The sequence below is a fragment of the Streptomyces sp. NPDC041784 genome (assembly GCF_055591025.1).
This window is the reverse complement of the sequence record NZ_JBVJAB010000041.1, coordinates 33308-49000: the sequence shown is the minus strand read 5'-3', so window position 1 is coordinate 49000 and position 15693 is coordinate 33308. Positions and strand designations below refer to the sequence as shown.

Genomic DNA, 15693 nt, shown 5'->3' with positions numbered 1-15693 from the left:
GGTCCGCCGCCTAGCGTGGCCGTATGGCACCGAATCCCACTCCGCCAGCGGAGCCCCAGGACAATCCGGACGGATATGTCGGCCTCGATGCCGACCGGGCCGAGCGGCTCGCCCGGGAACGGGGGTGGTCCACGGTCCGCTCGCTCGCGCCGGGGACGATCGTCACCATGGAGTACCTCTTCGGGCGGCTGAACCTCGAGGTCCGGGACGGGCGTGTGGCCCGGGCCTGGAAGGGCTGAGGCGGCACGACGAAGGCCCCGGTCCCTGGCGTCGGATGACGCCGGGGCCGGGGCCTTCGCGGTGCGGGACCGGGGGTGTGTGCGTACCGGTGGTCCCGCCGTTTCGGGAGGTCAGCCGCCGGTCAGCGGGCGGGCCGTGGAGGCCGCGCCGCGCGGCAGGCGGTCGGGATGCGTCAGCCGGTCGGGGTGCGGTGGCCGGCGGCTGCCGGCCGGGGTGACCGGCGTGCGCTCCGAGCGGGTCGTGTGCGGGCCCGGGGCGAGGTAGAGGGGTGGTCGGGCCGCGCGGGCCGCGGTGACCGATTCGCGGGCCGCCGGGACCTCGTCCTGGACCGTGCTGCGCGGCTTGAAGGACACAGGGACGGGGACCGGCGCCGGGACCGTGCCGGTGGCGCGGTCGCGCCAGCGGTCGCGCAGGTCGAGGAGCCAGACCTCGGCGCGGGCGATCAGCGGCTCGCACCAGGGCAGCGCCAGCAGGATCAGCAGGCCCGCGGCCCAGCCGAGCACCACGTCGCTCAGCCAGTGCGTGCCGAGGTAGACGGTGGTGAGGCCGACGCCGAGCGAGACCACCGCGGAGAGCGCGGACAGCCAGCGGCGGGCTCTCGGGGTGGAGGCCAGATAGGCCAGGATTCCCCAGGTCACGACCGCGTTGGCGGTGTGGCCGCTGGGGAATATATCGCCGCCCAGACCCATCTCGTTGGAGCCGATGGTGGTGGCGTAGTGGGGTCCGAGGCGGCCCATGCCGATCTTGGCGGCGCCGACGGTGATGTTCAGCAGCAGGAGCGAGGCGCCCAGGGTGAGCATCGGGCGCAGGGTGTGCTGGCGCCAGGATCTCCAGCCCAGCCAGGCCGCGACCATCACGGCGGTGGGGCCGCGCTGGCCGAGCACGACGTAGTAGTCCAGGAACGCGTGGATCTCGGGCCACTGCTGGTACGGCCGGAAGAACATGACCTGCCAGTCGAGGCGGACCAGCCACGAGGTGATCACCACGAGCCACACGATGGCGAGATAGAAGGCCAGGGTCGCGGTGAACAGCGCGACCCGGTGCCGGCTCATCTTCGGCACATCGATGTGGGCCGGTCGTTCCGGCTCACGGTCGAGCCTTGCGAACACCCGGTCCAGACGGGTGAGGTTTCGTTCGGTACGCACCTAAACGACGTTACAGCGAGTGAGCTCTGAAGCCTGCCGATTCCGCGGCTTTGTGATGACGATGTGATGTGGGATTGCTCTCAGAAGGGCGTTTATTCCTGCGGATTCGGTAATCCTCGAACACTCTTCCCTTCAATTCCTTTGATCATTCAGGGGGATAGTTTTAGGGAACGTATGAATGCGTTCACCAAAAGCTCGGGTTCAATTCCCCGTCCGTATGCCGGCGGTCACGGTGGACCGGAGCCGTTCAGCCACCACGCGCCGTACACGGCCGACGCCACCGCGACACCGCCCGCGACCAGCGCCGACCGGGAGGTCCGCAGCCGGGCCAGGGCCAGTGCGAGGGGGAACAGCAGCGGGAAGGCGGGCAGCAGCAGGCGCGGTTTCGAGCCGAAGTAGCTCGAGGCGCACAGGGCGAGCGCCAGGACCGCACCCGCGTACACCAGCAGCGGGAGCGGCTGGCGCTGACGTACGCCGACGACGTACAGCCAGAGCAGCAGGGCGACGCCGACGGTCAGGCCGAGGCCGGCCAGGGCGGACGGGAATGACGTGAACTTGTCGGCGACGAAGCGGGCGAAGGCGTACCCGCCGTCGAAGCCGTTGCGCCAGCCCGCCTGGACGTCGAGATAGCCGAGCGGGCCCTTGCCCGTGTGGTGGCCGACCCAGAGGACGTACCCGGCGGCGCCGAGGGGGGCGAGGAGCATCCCCAGGGCGCGTGCGGCCGGGTGAGCGCCCTGGGTGGCCGGTTCGCGCGGGGCCGGGGCCCCGGTGGGCGCGTCGGGGGCGCGTCCGGGGGTGTGCGCGCGGGAGTCGGGCGCCGTGCTGCCGCTCCGCCCGAACGGGAACGCCGACCCGGTGCCCCGGTCCCGTAGCAAGGACGCCAGGCCGGCCGCCCAGACCGCCGCGACCACCGCGAGCCCCACCGGCCGGGTCAGCCCGGACAGCGACGCGAGCAGGCCCGCGGTCACCCAGCGGCCGGTGAGCAGCGCGTACAGCGACCAGGCGGCCAGCGCGGTGAACAGGGACTCGCTGTACGCCATCGACTGCACGATCCCGACCGGGAGCAGGGCCCACACGAGCACCGCGCAGACACCGGCCCGGCGCCCGTACACATGGTCGGCGACCGCGAAGATCCCCCAGGCCGCGGCGAGCGAGGCGAGCAGGGAGACCGTGAAGCCGGCGTCGGCGTACGACAGCGGGGTCAGCGTGTGCAGCAGCCTTTCCAGCCACGGCAGCAGCGGGAAGAAGGCGAGATTGGAGTGGACGTCGCCGTTCGGCAGCCGGACCTCGTAGCCGTAGCCCAGCTCGGCCACCCTCGTGTACCACAGGGCGTCCCAGCGGGCGGTGAGCAGCGTGTACGCGCTCTTGTCGCGGGCGGCGCTCCACAGGGCCAGGGTCAGCAGGCCCAGGGCCCGTACGGCCGCGTACCCGAGCAGGGCGGGGGCCGCCCGGCGCAGGGTCGGGGGGCCGGCGGCCGCCACGCGCGTCTCAAGATCGGTCACGGGCTCGATTATCGGTGGGGGCGCGGAAGCGGGGTCCCAGCGGGTCCGGACGGGTCCAGGCGGAGTGGTGTACGCCACATAGTTCCCGGTGGACGGTGAGAGGTCCGCCACGTGGCCCTGGCGCGAACTCGCGTACGCTGCGTTCCACTCGTGTTCGTTTGCGCGGGCCGGAGACCACCGCTCCTCTCCGGCCGAGTCGCGGGGAGTCCCCACCCCGTGAGCCCGCCGGATCGAGGGATACCTGGGAGGTACGTACATGTCCGGGACGACCACGGCCGCCGCTGGGCTGCGCCGTCGGACGGCCGGGGCCGGTGCCAACCGCTGGGTCGTGTTGTTGGTGCTCTGCGTCAGCCTGCTCCTGGTCGCCGTCGACGCGACCGTGCTGCATGTCGCGGTGCCCGCCGTCACCGAGGACCTGCGGCCCGGCGCCATCGAGCTGCTCTGGATCGTCGACACCTATCCACTGGTCTGCGCCGCGCTGCTGATCCTCTTCGGCACGCTCGGCGACAAGATCGGCCGCCGCCGGGTGCTGCTGCTCGGGTACGCCCTGTTCGGCGTCGCCTCCGCGCTGGCGGCCTTCGCCCCGAGCGCCCAGGTGCTGATCGTCGCGCGGGCGCTGCTCGGTGTCGGCGGTGCGATGATCATGCCGGCCACGCTGTCGATCCTGCGGCAGGTCTTTCCCGACCGGCGGGAGCGGGCGCTGGCGATAGGCGTCTGGAGTGCGGTGGCCGCGGTCGGCGCGGCGGTCGGACCGCTGCTCGGCGGCTTCCTCCTCGAACACTTCTGGTGGGGTTCGGTCTTCCTGGTCAACATCCCGTTGATGCTGGTCAGCCTGCCGGTGGGGCGGATGCTCCTGCCGGAGTCGCGCGGGAGCGCGAAGGGCCCCTGGGACGTGATCGGCGCCCTGATGGCGGCGGCCGGTCTGTTCGGAGTCGTCCTCGGCGTGAAGCGGCTGGGCGGCGCGGAACTCGGTGTGTTCACCGTGGTTCCGCTGCTGGTCGGCGCGGCGCTGCTGGTGCTGTTCGTCCGCCGTCAGCGGCGGCGGACGCATCCGCTGGTGGACCTGCGGATGTTCGCGCGGCCGGCGTTCAGTACGTCGGTGGGGTGCATCGTGCTGGCCATGCTGGCGCTGGTCGGACTGGAGCTGATCGCCGCGCAGTATCTCCAGCTGGTGCTGGGGCTGTCACCGCTGGAGACCGGCCTGCGACTGCTGCCGCTGACCTTCGCGGCGATGGCCGCGGGCCTGGCCGGGGCGAAGCTGCTGCGGAGGTTCGGGCCCCGCCGGATGGTGTGCGGGGGGTTCTGTCTCACGGCGGTGGCGGTGCTGACGCTGACCGCGATGGGGCAGTCGGACAACACGGGGCTGCTGCTGTTCGGCTTCGTGCTGCTCGGGTTCGGGCTGGAGACGACGCTGTTCGCGGCCTATGAGTCGATGCTGAGCGAGGCTCCGCCGGAGCAGGCGGGCGGCGCGGCGGCGATCGGGGAGACGTCGTACCAGCTGGGCGCCGGGATCGGGATCGCCCTGTTGGGGAGCGTCATGAACGCGGCGTACGCGCCCGGGCTCAGCTCGGTGCCCGGGGTGCCGGAGTCGGCGTCGGTCTCGGCGGGGCATTCGCTGGGGGAGGCGTACGAGGTCGCCGCGCAGCTGGGCGGGCCGGTCGGGGTGGCCCTGAGGCGGACGGCCCGGGACTGTTTCGTGCACGGGCTGCATGTCACGTTGCTGGTGAGCGCGGGGTTGCTGCTGCTGGGTGCGGTGATGGCGTTGCGGCTGCCGCGGGTGATGCAGTGCGAGGAGCCCGCGGTGGGGGTGGAGCTTCCGTCGCCCCGGGAGGTCGTGGAGTCCCGCGTCTCGGCGTGACGCTCGTCCCCTTCCCGTGACGGAGAGCGGCCGCGGCAGGTCGGCTCGGCGGGTACTGGACGTGTACGGGGAGCGGTCGTTAACGTCGGGCGGGCATCGTGATGAGCGGTGCTAGTTTTTGTGCCATCGGAGGCTGTCGTATGTCCGCGTCCTCGAAGTTGCCCCCGTTCGACCCGGCCGATCCGCTCGGGATCGACGATCTGCTCGAGCCGGAGGATCTCGCGATCCGTGGCACCGTGCGGAGCTGGGCCGCGGACCGGGTGCTGCCGTATGTAGCCGAGTGGTACGAGAAGGGGGAGCTGCCGGAGATCCGGGAGCTGGCCCGGGAACTCGGGGCGATCGGGGCGCTCGGGATGTCACTGAGCGGGTACGGCTGCGCCGGGGCGAGCGCCGTGCAGTACGGGCTCGCCTGTCTGGAGCTGGAGGCCGCCGACTCCGGGATCCGTTCGCTGGTCTCCGTGCAGGGGTCGCTCGCCATGTACGCGATCCACCGGTTCGGGAGCGAGGAGCAGAAGCGGGCGTGGCTGCCGCGGATGGCCTCCGGTGAGGTGATCGGGTGCTTCGGGCTCACCGAGCCCGACCACGGCTCCGACCCCGCCGGCATGCGCACCTTCGCCAAGCGGGACGGCTCGGACTGGGTGCTGAGCGGCCGGAAGATGTGGATCACCAACGGGTCGGTGGCGGGCGTCGCCGTGGTGTGGGCGCAGACCGACGGAGGGATCCGGGGGTTCGTCGTGCCGACCGACCGCCCCGGGTTCTCCGCGCCCGAGATCAAGCACAAGTGGTCGCTGCGGGCCAGTGTGACCAGTGAACTGGTGCTCGACGACGTGCGGCTGCCCGCCGACGCCGTCCTTCCCGAGGTCGTCGGCCTCAAGGGACCCCTCAGCTGTCTGTCCCACGCCCGCTACGGGATCGTCTGGGGAGCCATGGGGGCGGCGCGCGCCTGTTTCGAGGCCGCCGTCGAGTACGCGAAGTCACGGGAGCAGTTCGGGCGGCCCATCGGGGGGTTCCAGCTGACCCAGGCCAAGCTCGCCGACATGGCCGTCGAACTGCACAAGGGGATTCTGCTCGCCCATCATCTGGGGCGGCGCATGGATGCCGGCCGCCTGCGTCCCGAGCAGGTCAGCTTCGGCAAGCTCAACAACGTACGGGAGGCCATCGAGATCTGCCGTACGGCGCGGACGATCCTGGGGGCGAACGGGATCTCGCTGGAGTACCCGGTCATGCGGCACGCGACCAACCTGGAGTCCGTGCTGACCTACGAGGGCACCGTCGAGATGCACCAGCTCGTGCTGGGCAAGGCGCTCACCGGGCTCGACGCCTTCCGCTGACCCCCGAGGGGGCAGGGCCGGTGAGCGGCCCTGCCTCAGCTCTGGTTGAAGAAGCCGTCCGAACGGCGGCCCACCGGGTCGCCGTTCACGATCTCCGTGTTGGACGGGGTCAGCAGGAACACCCGGGTCGAGACGCGCTCGATCGAACCGCGCAGACCGAAGATCAGCCCGGCCGCGAAGTCGACGACCCGCTTGGCGTCGGCGGCCTCCATGGCCGTGAGGTTCATGATGACCGGCACACCCTCACGGAACAGCTCGCCGATCGCCCGCGCGTCCCGGAAGCTGTCCGGGGTGACCGTGCCGATCCGGCGGCCCTTCTCCTCGGCCGTGTCCGAGGCGACCTTCACCCGGGGGTCGGTGACCCAGGCGTCCCCGGAGTCGGTCCCCTCGGAGTAGTCGTCGTCGTAGTAACGCTCGTCATCGTTGTCGTCGACGAGGCCAAGCCAGGCACTCGCTTTGCGCACCGATCCCATGGACGCCTCCTCTCACAGCGGTCTTTCTTGCTTTCCGCATCCCCATGGTCGTCCATGATGCGGATGTCGCGCCAAGTGGATAGACGCCGCGCGGGGGGTTTGTGACGGTACTGGTGCACAGCGAATCCGTCGAGAGCCCGCGTCTCCCAAGGGTCGTACCGTGCACGGCTGCTGACTGAGAGTGAAATATGACTCTTCGTGGCGTACGGGTGAAGGGCGGTGCGTACGGGTGAACAGGACAAGCGGAACCGGCATGACAATCGGTCGATACGATGCGGCAGCCTCACGCACTTGACAGCAGATTGCGGCTACCCGCAATCACATCGTAGAACCCCGGGGGATCGCAGTGTTCGGAATCGTCAGGCCGTGCAGTCACCGTCTCGGAGACCGTCTCAAGGCCCAGTGGATGGCTCATCTGTGCGGGCTCTGCCTCGCGCTGCGCGGCGACCACGGACAGTTCGCACGGATCGTCACCAACTACGACGGCCTGCTCATCTCGGTTCTGACGGAAGCTCAGGCCGAGCCGGCCACGGCCGGCGGCCGGCGGCGTACGGCGGGACCGTGCCCCCTGCGCGGGATGCGCACCGCGTCCGTCGCCCAGGGCGAGGGTGCCCGGCTCGCGGCCGCCGTCTCGCTGGTGCTGGCCTCCGCCAAGGTCCACGACCACGTCGCCGACGGGGACGGGCTGCTGAGGCGCCGTCCGGTCGCCGTCGCCGCGCGCCGGGTCGCCGCGAGCTGGGGACGGGCGGGGGAGCGCGGCGGGGCCGCGGTCGGCTTCGACACCGCGGTCCTCCTCGACGCCGTGGACCGGCAGGTCGGGATCGAGTCCCTCGCCGGACCCGGTACCCCGCTGCTGACCGTCACCGAGCCCACCGAGACCGCCACCGCCGCCGCGTTCGCGCACACCGCGGTCCTGGCGGGCCGGCCCGGCAACGCCGGGCCGCTCGCCGAGGCCGGGCGTCTGTTCGGACGGCTGGCCCATCTGCTGGACGCCGTCGAGGACCGGGAGACGGACGCCGCGTCCGGCGCCTGGAACCCGCTGACGGCGACCGGGACCCCGCTCACCGAGGCCCGGCGGCTCGCCGACGACGCCCTGCACGGGATCCGGCTCGCGCTCAAGGACGTCGAGTTCACGGACGGCAAGCTGGCGCATCTGCTGCTCGCCCATGAGCTGGAGCGGTCGGTGGACCGGGCCTTCGGGACGCGCTCGTGCGGGCACGCGCACGGGCCGGACGGCGCCTTCGGGCCGCCGACCGGGCCTTATGCCCCGCAGGGCCCGGTGGATCCGAACGCGCCCGGCAACCCCTTCGGGGGCGAGCCGCCGCGCCCGGACAAGCGGGGGCTGCTCGCCGGATGCGCCGTCGCGCTCGGGCTGTTCTGCACCTGCCAGGTGTGCTGCGCCGACGAGTTCGAGGGGCCCTGGTCGCGGAAGAAGCGGGACGGCTGGTGCGGCGACTGCTGCAGTTGCTGTGACGGCTGCGGCGACTGCTGCAGTTGCTGTGACGGCTGCGACTGCTGCGACGGCTGCGGCTGCGACTGCTCGTGCTGACGTGACGTCACTTTTTCGGCGGGGTTCCCCGGCCCGGTGAGCGGTCGGCGGCCCGCGGCCGTATCTCTCGTCGAGGAGGCGGACTCCGTGGGGCCGTCGCAGCTCGAAAGGACCAGGGACCATGTCCGGGCGCTCAGACAAAACCGTGCCCCTCGCCCTGAAGATCGTGGTGAGCGGGGGGCTCGGGGTGGGCAAGACGACCTTCATCGGGTCCGTCTCCGAGATCGAGCCCCTCGACACGGAGGCCCCCATCACCCAGGTGTCGGTGGGCGTGGACTCGTTGGCGGGCGTGGAGTCCAAGACGACCACCACGGTCGCCCTCGACTTCGGGCGGATCAGCTTCGACCGTGCCGTCCGCCTCTATCTGTTCGGCACGCCCGGACAGAGCCGGTTCCGGTTCCTCTGGGACGACATGGCGGACGGCGCGCTCGGCACGGTCGTCCTCGTGGACACACGGCGGATCGAGGAGTGTTTCCCGGCGGTCGACTACTTCGAGGCACGGGGTGCGCCGTTCGTCCTCGCGGTCAACCGGTTCGACGGAGCCGATCGGTTCGAACTGGACGAGGTCCGGGCGGCGTTGGGGCTGAGCGCGGAGATCCCCGTGCTGGAGTGCGACGCGCGGGAGGCGGGGTCCGTGCGGGAGGTGCTGGGCGCGTTGGTGGACCGGGTGATCGGCGTCCGGGACGATCCCGGGCGCCGGGCCGTGGTCGTGCGCTGACCGCCGTGGGAGCACGGATACCCGCGCCCGTTCAGGGGGTGCGCACTTCCGGCGGGGAGATCTCCGACCTCGTGATGGCCGAGCCCGCCGTCCCCCACTTCTTCAGGATCCGGGCGTATGTGCCGTCCTCGATCAGCCTGTTCACCGCCGCCTGGAAGGCCGGGGCCAGCTTCGTGCCCTTCTCGAAGGCGAAGCCGACGTCCAGACGGTGGAACTCGTTGAGGAACTTGACGCCCTTCTGGTGGGCCACGGCGTAGCGCAGGCCGTTGATCGTGGACATCACGATGTCGCTGCGGCCCTGCTGGAGCGAGGACCAGATGGCGCCCTGCTCGCTGTAGGTCTGCACGGTGTACGCCTTCTTTCCGGCGTCGGCGCAGACGTGCTTGTTCTCCTCCAGCGTGGCCTCGAACGTGGTGCCGGCGCCGGTGGCGATGTTCAGCCCGCACAGCTGCCCGAGGTCGGTCACCTTGCTCAGCTTGCTGTCCTCGCGGGTGGCGAAGCCCTGGCCGTCGTTGATGTAGGTGACGAAGTCGATCGTCTTCAGGCGTTCGGTGGTGACGCCGAAGTTGCTGACGCCGAGGTCGTACTTGCCGCTGTCGAGGGCGGGCAGGATCGCTTCGAAACTCGCCTGCTCGGTCCTGACCTCGATGCCCAGCACCTTGGCGACGGCGTGGGTGAAGTCGACGTCCTGGCCGGCCAGTGTCTTTCCGTCGTCCAGATAGCTGGTGCCGGGCGGGGTGCCGCCGACGCTGAGGCCGACGGTCACACCGGTCACACCGGACGGCAGCAGCCCGGCGGCCGCCTCGTCCTTGCGGATCCCGGAGACGACGTCCGTGGTGGGGATCGCGTCCGAACGGGCCGCGGCCTCCGCGGTGTCGGTGCCGGTGCCGGCCGAGCCGGTTCCGCACGCGGTGAGCAGCAGGGTCACCGAGGTGATCAGGGCAAAGGGGGTGAAATGCCGATGGCGGGCACGCGAGGGCATGCGCATGGGGTGCGGTCTCCTGGGAGCAAGGGCGAGAGGGGCGCGAGGGGAGGGGTGCGCGTGTGAAGGCGGGAGGAGAGAAGAGAGAAGAGGAGAGAAGGGGGGAGAACGCGAAAGGCGCCCGTCCGCTCAGCGGATCGGGGCGCGCAGGGGGTCAGCTCAACAGGAAGAGGACCACACTCGACCGAAGTCGATGTGGGAGCGCGTGACCAGCCACTGCTGCGGATGCATGGGCCAAGTGGAACAGGTCCCCGGTTGCCCGTCAACCGAGTTGAGATGTACGGCTCACAGTGTGGACGGCCTTGACAGCGACGGGAAACGCCCCCGTAGTCTCGCCGTACGGCCCTGCTGAGGGGCTCGGCCGTGACCGCGCCGTGCCGCGCTTCGGCGCCCGGTGCGCCCGGTGTGTGAAGGCACCACCCCGTGTTCGACCTGACGCATCACGGAGCCTTCGCATGTCTTCCGACACCCTCGCCAAAGTCCCGGCCGCACCGGATCTGCCGCGCCACGCGGACACCCTGCCGATCGTCCCCCGGCGCCGGCTCGGGCAGTGGACGGCCGCCGTCGCCGTCCTCGTCCTCCTCGCGCTCGCCGTCAACTCGGTGCTGCGCAACGAGGCGTTCCAGTGGGACGTCGTCGCCGACCACTTCACCTCCGACGCGGTGCTGCGCGGGCTGTGGCTCACGCTGTGGCTGACGGCGGTGGTGATGGGACTCGGGTTCGCCCTGGGCACCCTGCTCGCCGCCGCCCGGCTGTCCGCCAACCCCGTGCTGCGCACCGTCGCCTGGGGGTACGTCTGGCTGTTCCGGTCGATCCCGATCCTGGTGCAGCTGCTGCTGTGGTTCAACATCGGGGCGCTGTACCCGCAGTTGTTCGGGGTGCGGACCGTGAACCTGTTCACGCCGATCGCCGTCGCGATCATCGGGCTCACCCTGCACGAGGCCGCGTACGCCGCCGAGGTGGTGCGCGGCGGCATCCTCTCCGTCGACCGCGGACAGATCGAGGCCGCCCAGGCGCTCGGGCTGAGCCGGTGGCGCCGCTGGTGGCGGATCGTGCTGCCGCAGGCCATGCGCGCCATCGTGCCGCCGGCCGGGAACATGCTGATCGGCACCCTCAAGGGCACCTCCATCGTCAGCGTCATCGCCGTCCAGGACCTGCTGTTCTCGGTGCAGCTCGTCTACCACCGCACCTATCAGGTCATCCCGCTGCTGATGGTGGCCACCGTCTGGTACACCCTCGTCACCTCGGTGCTCGGCATCGGGCAGTACTACGTGGAGCGGCACTACGCGCGCGGGACGGGGGCCGCGCGATGAGGCACTCCCTGGTGATCGTCGGGGCCGGGCCCCGGGGCACCGGTCTGATCGAGCGGATCGCCGCGAGCGCGCCCGAGCTGTACGACGGTGAGGGCCTCGACATCCATCTCGTCGACCCGTATCCGCCGGGCGCCGGACGCATCTGGCGGGCCGCACAGTCCCCGCTGCTCTGGATGAACTCGCACGCCGAGGACGTCACCATGTTCACCGACGAGACGGTGACCATGGACGGGCCGGTGCGGCCCGGGCCCACCCTGCACGAGTGGGCCGGCGTCGACGGACGGCTCTTCGCCGACCGGCAGCTCCAGGGCGCCTATCTGCGCTGGGTGCACGAGCGGGCCGTCGCCGCGCTGCCCCCGGAGATCACCGTCCGCCACCATCCGCGCCGCGCGCTGCGGGTGAGCGGGCCGCGCGAGGGGCGCCAGCAGGTGTGGCTGGAGGGCCGGCCCCGGCCGCTCCTCGCCGACCTCGTCGTCCTCGCCCTCGGCCACCTCGACGCCGGACTCGACGACGAACAGCGCGCGTTGGCGGCGTACGCCCGCGAGTACGGGCTCACCCATCTGCCGCCCGACTTCACCGCCGACAGCGACCTGTCCGCGCTGCGGCCCGGCGAACCCGTCCTCGTGCGCGGCTTCGGGCTCGCCTTCGTCGACCTGATGGTGCTGCTCACCGAGGGCCGCGGCGGACGCCACGAGGGGGACACCTACCTGCCCTCGGGACGGGAGCCGGTGCTGTACGTCGGGTCGCGGCGCGGAGTGCCGTACCACTCGAAGATCGGCTACGACTGGACGGGGGAGCGGCCGCCGCTGCCCCGGTTCCTGGGGCCCGCCGAGATCGACGGGCTGTCGGCGCGGCCGCCCTGGGGGTCCGCCCGACCGGGCGAGGCCGGGAGCGGGGGAGCGTTCGACTTCCGGCGGGACGCCTGGCCGCTGGTGGAGAAGGAGCTGGGGTTCGCGCACTACCACCGGCTGTTCACCGCCCACCCCGAGCGGACCGCGATGGCCTGGACGGACTTCGAGGAGAAGTACGCGGCCGTCTCCGGGGCGGCCGAGCGGGCGGCCCTGGTGTCCTCCGCCGTGCCCGACCCGCGCGACCGCCTCGACCTCGCCGCGCTCGACCGGCCGCTGGACGGGGTGCGCTACGCCTCCCACGAGGAGTTCCAGGACGGGCTGCGGCGCCGTGTCGAGGACGATCTGAGCCGCCGTCATGATCCGGCGCACAGCGCCGACCTGGGAGTCTTCCTCGGACTGCTGTCCGTCTACGGGCAGGTGGTGCGGCTCGGGGACATCGGGCCCTGGTGGCACGGCTTCTTCAGCCACCTCGCCTCCGGGCCGCCCGGACCCCGGCTGCGGCAGCTGCTCGCGCTGTCCCGGGCGGGGGTGCTGAGGTTCGTCGGCGCCGACATGGCCGTACGGGCCGAGGACGGCGTGTTCCGGGCGTCGAGTCCAACCGTGCCCGGCTTCTCGGTCGAGGCGCGGGCGCTCGTCGAGGCCCGGCTGCCCGAGCCGACCCTGCGGCGCACCCTCGACCCGCTGCTGCGCGAGCTGTACGCCGAGGGCGCCGGCGAGACGGCGGAAGGGCTGCTGCGGGTGGACCGGGCCGACGGGCGGATCCTGGACCGGGCCGGCCGGCCGCACCCACGGCGCTTCGCGCTCGGACCGCACACCGACGCCCGTACCCCCGGCGCGTTCACCCGGCCGCGGACCGGTGGGCCCGCCTTCCGGCAGAACGACGCCACCGCGCGGGCCGCCCTGGTGTTCCTGCGGGACCTCGGCGCCGAAGCCGTCGCGTGACCCGACTCCCCTACCAGCAGAAGGAATTCACGCGATGAGCGTCATGGTCGACATCAGGTCCGTGCACAAGAGCTTCGGCTCGCTGGAGGTCCTCAAGGGCATCGACCTGTCGGTGCGCGCCGGAGAGGTCACCGTCGTCCTCGGGCCGTCCGGCTCCGGCAAGTCGACGCTGCTGCGCACCATCAACCATCTGGAGAAGGTGGACCGGGGCGCGATCAGCGTCGACGGCGAGCTGATCGGCTACCGGCGGTCGGGGGACAAGCTGTACGAGCTGCCCGAGCGCGAGGTGCTGCGACAGCGCACCCGGATCGGGTTCGTCTTCCAGAACTTCCACCTGTTCCCGCACCTCACCGTCCTCGACAACGTCGTCGAGGCACCGGTGTCCGCGCTGCGGCGGCCCCGCGGGGAGGCGGTCGCGGCGGCGCGCCGGCTGCTGGAGCGGGTGGGGCTCGCCGACAAGGCCGACGCCTACCCCCGGCAGTTGTCCGGCGGGCAGCAACAGCGCGTCGCCATCGCGCGGGCGCTCGCGCTGGAGCCGAGGCTGCTGCTGTTCGACGAGCCGACCTCCGCCCTCGACCCCGAGCTGGTGGGCGAGGTCCTCGACGTCATCAGGGACCTGGCCGGGCAGGGCACCACGATGATCGTCGTCACGCACGAGATCGGGTTCGCCCGGGAGGTCGCCGACACGGTGGTGTTCATGGACGACGGGCGGATCGTCGAACAGGGCCCGCCCGGGGACGTCCTGGACCGGCCGCGCGAGGAGCGCACCCGGGCCTTCCTCTCCAAGGTCCTCTGAGCCGGGAAGGGGTTCTCCGAGATGACCTCCTCGTACGGCCGGGGCCTGCTGCACCTCGCCGCCGCCGTCGATCTGCCCGGGGCGCTCGACACCGGCCCGCACGTCGAGCTGGCGCGGCTCGCCGAGCGCGGTGGGCTGGACTTCGTGACGCTGGACGACACGTTCGCCCGCGCCGGGCTCGACGCGGCCGCCGTACTCGCCCGGGTGGCGCCCGCCACGCACCGCGTCGGACTGGTGCCCACCGTCACCACCACCCGCACCGGGCCCCTCCACGTGCCGGCGGCGATCGCCACGCTCGACCGGGTCAGCCGGGGCCGGGCCGGATGGCAGGTCGGCGTCCCCACCGGCGTGGGCGAGGCACGGCCCGACGCGCCGCCGGACGCGGTCGCGGTGGGGGAGGGGGTGGTGGGGCCGGATGCGGTGAGGGAGGAGGTAGGGGAGCCGGATGTAGTGGGTCCGGAGGTGGTGGGTCCGGAGGTGGTGGGGCCGGATGCGGTGAAGGGTGTCTCGGACGGGCCCCGGACCGCGCAGGGGCGCCCGGTGCGGGTCGTCGACGCCACCGAGGAACCCGCCCGCCGCACCGCCGCCCGGTACGCCGACGTGGCGCTCGTGCGCGCGGCGAGTTCCGCGCAGGCCCGTGCCGCATGCGAGCGACTGCGGGCCGAGGCGGCCGGGTCCGGACGGGACCCGGGCACCCTGCGGATCCTGGTGAGCCTGCTCGTCGACCTCGGTGACGGCGAGTACGCGGCCGAGCCGGGCCACGGCGGGGGCGGCCCCCGGCCCACCGCGCGGGGCCCGCTCTACCGCGGCGGCCCCGTCGACCTCGCCGAGCTGATCGCCTCCTGGCACCAGGAGGGCACCGCCGACGGCTTCCACCTCACCCCCGTCGAACCCCGCCGCGACCTGGAACGCCTGGTCAACGGCACGGTCGCGCTCCTCCAGCACCGCGGCCTGTTCCGCACCTTCTACCCGGGCAGCACCCTGCGCGAGCACCTCGGCCTGGCACGACCGGCCGACCTGTACGCGGGAGACCGGACGTGAGCGGGCGGGGCGGATCCACGGCGGGTGCGCCTCGATGCTTCCCTTCGCGCACCCACCCGGGTCGTGCGAACCACCATGGAAAGGCTGATCACATGACGAACGACGCAGCAGACGCCTGGCGGCGGTGGCACGAGCACCGTGCGGACACGGTCACGGCGCCCTACGGCCCGCTCGCGCTCACCGGCACCTACTGGCTGGAGGATCACCCGGGCGGGCGACTTCCGGACATCCCCGGGACCTGGGTGGCCGAAGAGGAGGGAGTGGTGCTCACCGCGGCCGAGGACGACGGGCTGACCGTGGACGGAAAACCGTTCGGCGGAGAGCTGCGGCTCGGCGCCGACCAGGGACCGGCGGGCACCGCCCGGGTCGCGCTCGGCGAGCGACGGCTGGTCGTGCTGGTGCGCGAAGGCGTCTGGGGCGTACGCGACTTCGACCCCGAGGCCGAGGCCAGGCGCCGGTTCCCCGGCATCGAGGCCGGCCCGTACGAGGCCCGCTGGTCGGTGCCGGCGCGCTTCACCCCGTACGCCGCGGACCGCACCGTCCGGGTGCCGAACGCCGACGGGCGGGAACGCGGGCTCGGGCTCGGCGGGGAAGTGGCCTTCACCCTCGACGGGCAGGAACACTCGCTCCAGGTCACCGTGCAGGGCGACGGCTCGCTGTGGGCGGTGTTCGCCGACGCCACCAGCGGTGTGAGCAGCTACCGGTTCCGGTTCCTGCACCCCGGCGCGCCCGACGTGGACGGGCGTACGACCGTCGACTTCAACCGGGCCGTGCTGCCGCCGTGCGCCTTCGCCGACGCCTTCATCTGCCCCTTCCCGCCGCCGGGCAACACCCTGCCCGTCGCGATCGGGGCAGGGGAGCGCAACCTGCGCTGAAACGGGCGGGCGGTGCCCAACTCACCCGGCCCGTCCACAGGTCGGCGGCCGAAAGGCGCCCTTGCGCCTACCGGCCG

General features: G+C 72.2%; 14 protein-coding genes. 10 read left to right on the top strand and 4 right to left on the bottom strand.

Annotation, left to right across the window (positions count from 1 at the left end):
• Positions 1 to 23 precede the first annotated feature (23 nt).
• Positions 24 to 239, top strand: a complete 216-nt coding sequence (locus ACZ6D7_RS42905) for an I78 family peptidase inhibitor (protein WP_469503209.1) — start codon at positions 24 to 26, stop codon at positions 237 to 239.
• A gap of 111 nt (positions 240 to 350) precedes the next feature.
• On the opposite strand, the gene ACZ6D7_RS42900 is transcribed toward ACZ6D7_RS42905, so the two are convergent.
• On the bottom strand, positions 351 to 1385 hold the full coding sequence (locus tag ACZ6D7_RS42900) for a phosphatase PAP2 family protein (protein ID WP_469503206.1): 1035 nt from the start codon (positions 1383 to 1385) through the stop codon (positions 351 to 353).
• Between the two features lie 227 nt (positions 1386 to 1612).
• Positions 1613 to 2887 (bottom strand): mannosyltransferase family protein, encoded by a 1275-nt coding sequence (locus ACZ6D7_RS42895; RefSeq protein ID WP_469503204.1) that lies wholly within the window; start codon positions 2885 to 2887, stop codon positions 1613 to 1615.
• A gap of 256 nt (positions 2888 to 3143) precedes the next feature.
• Between ACZ6D7_RS42895 and ACZ6D7_RS42890 the strand changes: the two genes are divergently transcribed.
• Complete coding sequence (locus ACZ6D7_RS42890) at positions 3144 to 4745, top strand: MFS transporter (RefSeq protein ID WP_469503201.1); 1602 nt, start codon at positions 3144 to 3146, stop codon at positions 4743 to 4745.
• Between the two features lie 140 nt (positions 4746 to 4885).
• Entirely contained in the window at positions 4886 to 6076 is a 1191-nt protein-coding gene (locus ACZ6D7_RS42885; RefSeq protein ID WP_469503198.1) for an acyl-CoA dehydrogenase family protein, read from the top strand.
• A 35-nt stretch (positions 6077 to 6111) separates the two neighbouring features.
• Here ACZ6D7_RS42885 and ACZ6D7_RS42880 read toward each other — a convergent pair whose 3' ends face one another.
• Positions 6112 to 6549 (bottom strand): cell division protein SepF, encoded by a 438-nt coding sequence (locus ACZ6D7_RS42880; protein WP_469503196.1) that lies wholly within the window; start codon positions 6547 to 6549, stop codon positions 6112 to 6114.
• Between the two features lie 346 nt (positions 6550 to 6895).
• Here ACZ6D7_RS42880 and ACZ6D7_RS42875 point away from each other — a divergent pair, with 346 nt between their 5' ends.
• Both ACZ6D7_RS42875 and ACZ6D7_RS42870 read left to right on the top strand, forming a co-directional pair.
• On the top strand, positions 6896 to 8098 hold the full coding sequence (locus tag ACZ6D7_RS42875; RefSeq protein WP_469503191.1) for a DUF5685 family protein: 1203 nt from the start codon (positions 6896 to 6898) through the stop codon (positions 8096 to 8098).
• A gap of 121 nt (positions 8099 to 8219) precedes the next feature.
• Positions 8220 to 8816: a GTP-binding protein gene (locus tag ACZ6D7_RS42870; protein ID WP_469503188.1), complete on the top strand. Its 597-nt coding sequence runs from the start codon at positions 8220 to 8222 to the stop codon at positions 8814 to 8816.
• Between the two features lie 31 nt (positions 8817 to 8847).
• Here the strand turns inward: ACZ6D7_RS42870 and ACZ6D7_RS42865 are convergent, their stop codons facing one another.
• Positions 8848 to 9804: an ABC transporter substrate-binding protein gene (locus ACZ6D7_RS42865; protein WP_469503185.1), complete on the bottom strand. Its 957-nt coding sequence runs from the start codon at positions 9802 to 9804 to the stop codon at positions 8848 to 8850.
• A 449-nt stretch (positions 9805 to 10253) separates the two neighbouring features.
• Here ACZ6D7_RS42865 and ACZ6D7_RS42860 point away from each other — a divergent pair, with 449 nt between their 5' ends.
• From ACZ6D7_RS42860 to ACZ6D7_RS42840, 5 genes are all read left to right on the top strand, one after another.
• Positions 10254 to 11111 carry an amino acid ABC transporter permease gene (locus ACZ6D7_RS42860; protein WP_469503182.1) on the top strand — a complete coding sequence of 286 codons (858 nt, stop codon included), beginning with the start codon at positions 10254 to 10256 and terminating at the stop codon, positions 11109 to 11111.
• Positions 11108 to 12904, top strand: a complete 1797-nt coding sequence (locus ACZ6D7_RS42855) for an FAD/NAD(P)-binding protein (RefSeq protein ID WP_469503180.1) — start codon at positions 11108 to 11110, stop codon at positions 12902 to 12904. The genes ACZ6D7_RS42860 and ACZ6D7_RS42855 overlap by 4 nt, the downstream gene beginning before the upstream one ends.
• 34 nt (positions 12905 to 12938) lie before the next feature.
• Positions 12939 to 13700, top strand: a complete 762-nt coding sequence (locus ACZ6D7_RS42850; protein WP_469503174.1) for an amino acid ABC transporter ATP-binding protein — start codon at positions 12939 to 12941, stop codon at positions 13698 to 13700.
• A 21-nt stretch (positions 13701 to 13721) separates the two neighbouring features.
• The gene (locus ACZ6D7_RS42845) at positions 13722 to 14741 is read left to right on the top strand and encodes an LLM class flavin-dependent oxidoreductase (RefSeq protein WP_469503171.1); all 1020 of its coding nucleotides are present in this window, start codon (positions 13722 to 13724) and stop codon (positions 14739 to 14741) included.
• A gap of 92 nt (positions 14742 to 14833) precedes the next feature.
• A complete protein-coding gene (locus ACZ6D7_RS42840) occupies positions 14834 to 15616 on the top strand; it encodes a DUF1684 domain-containing protein (RefSeq protein ID WP_469503168.1) in 783 nt (260 codons plus the stop codon).
• The last annotated feature ends 77 nt before the right edge of the window (positions 15617 to 15693 follow it).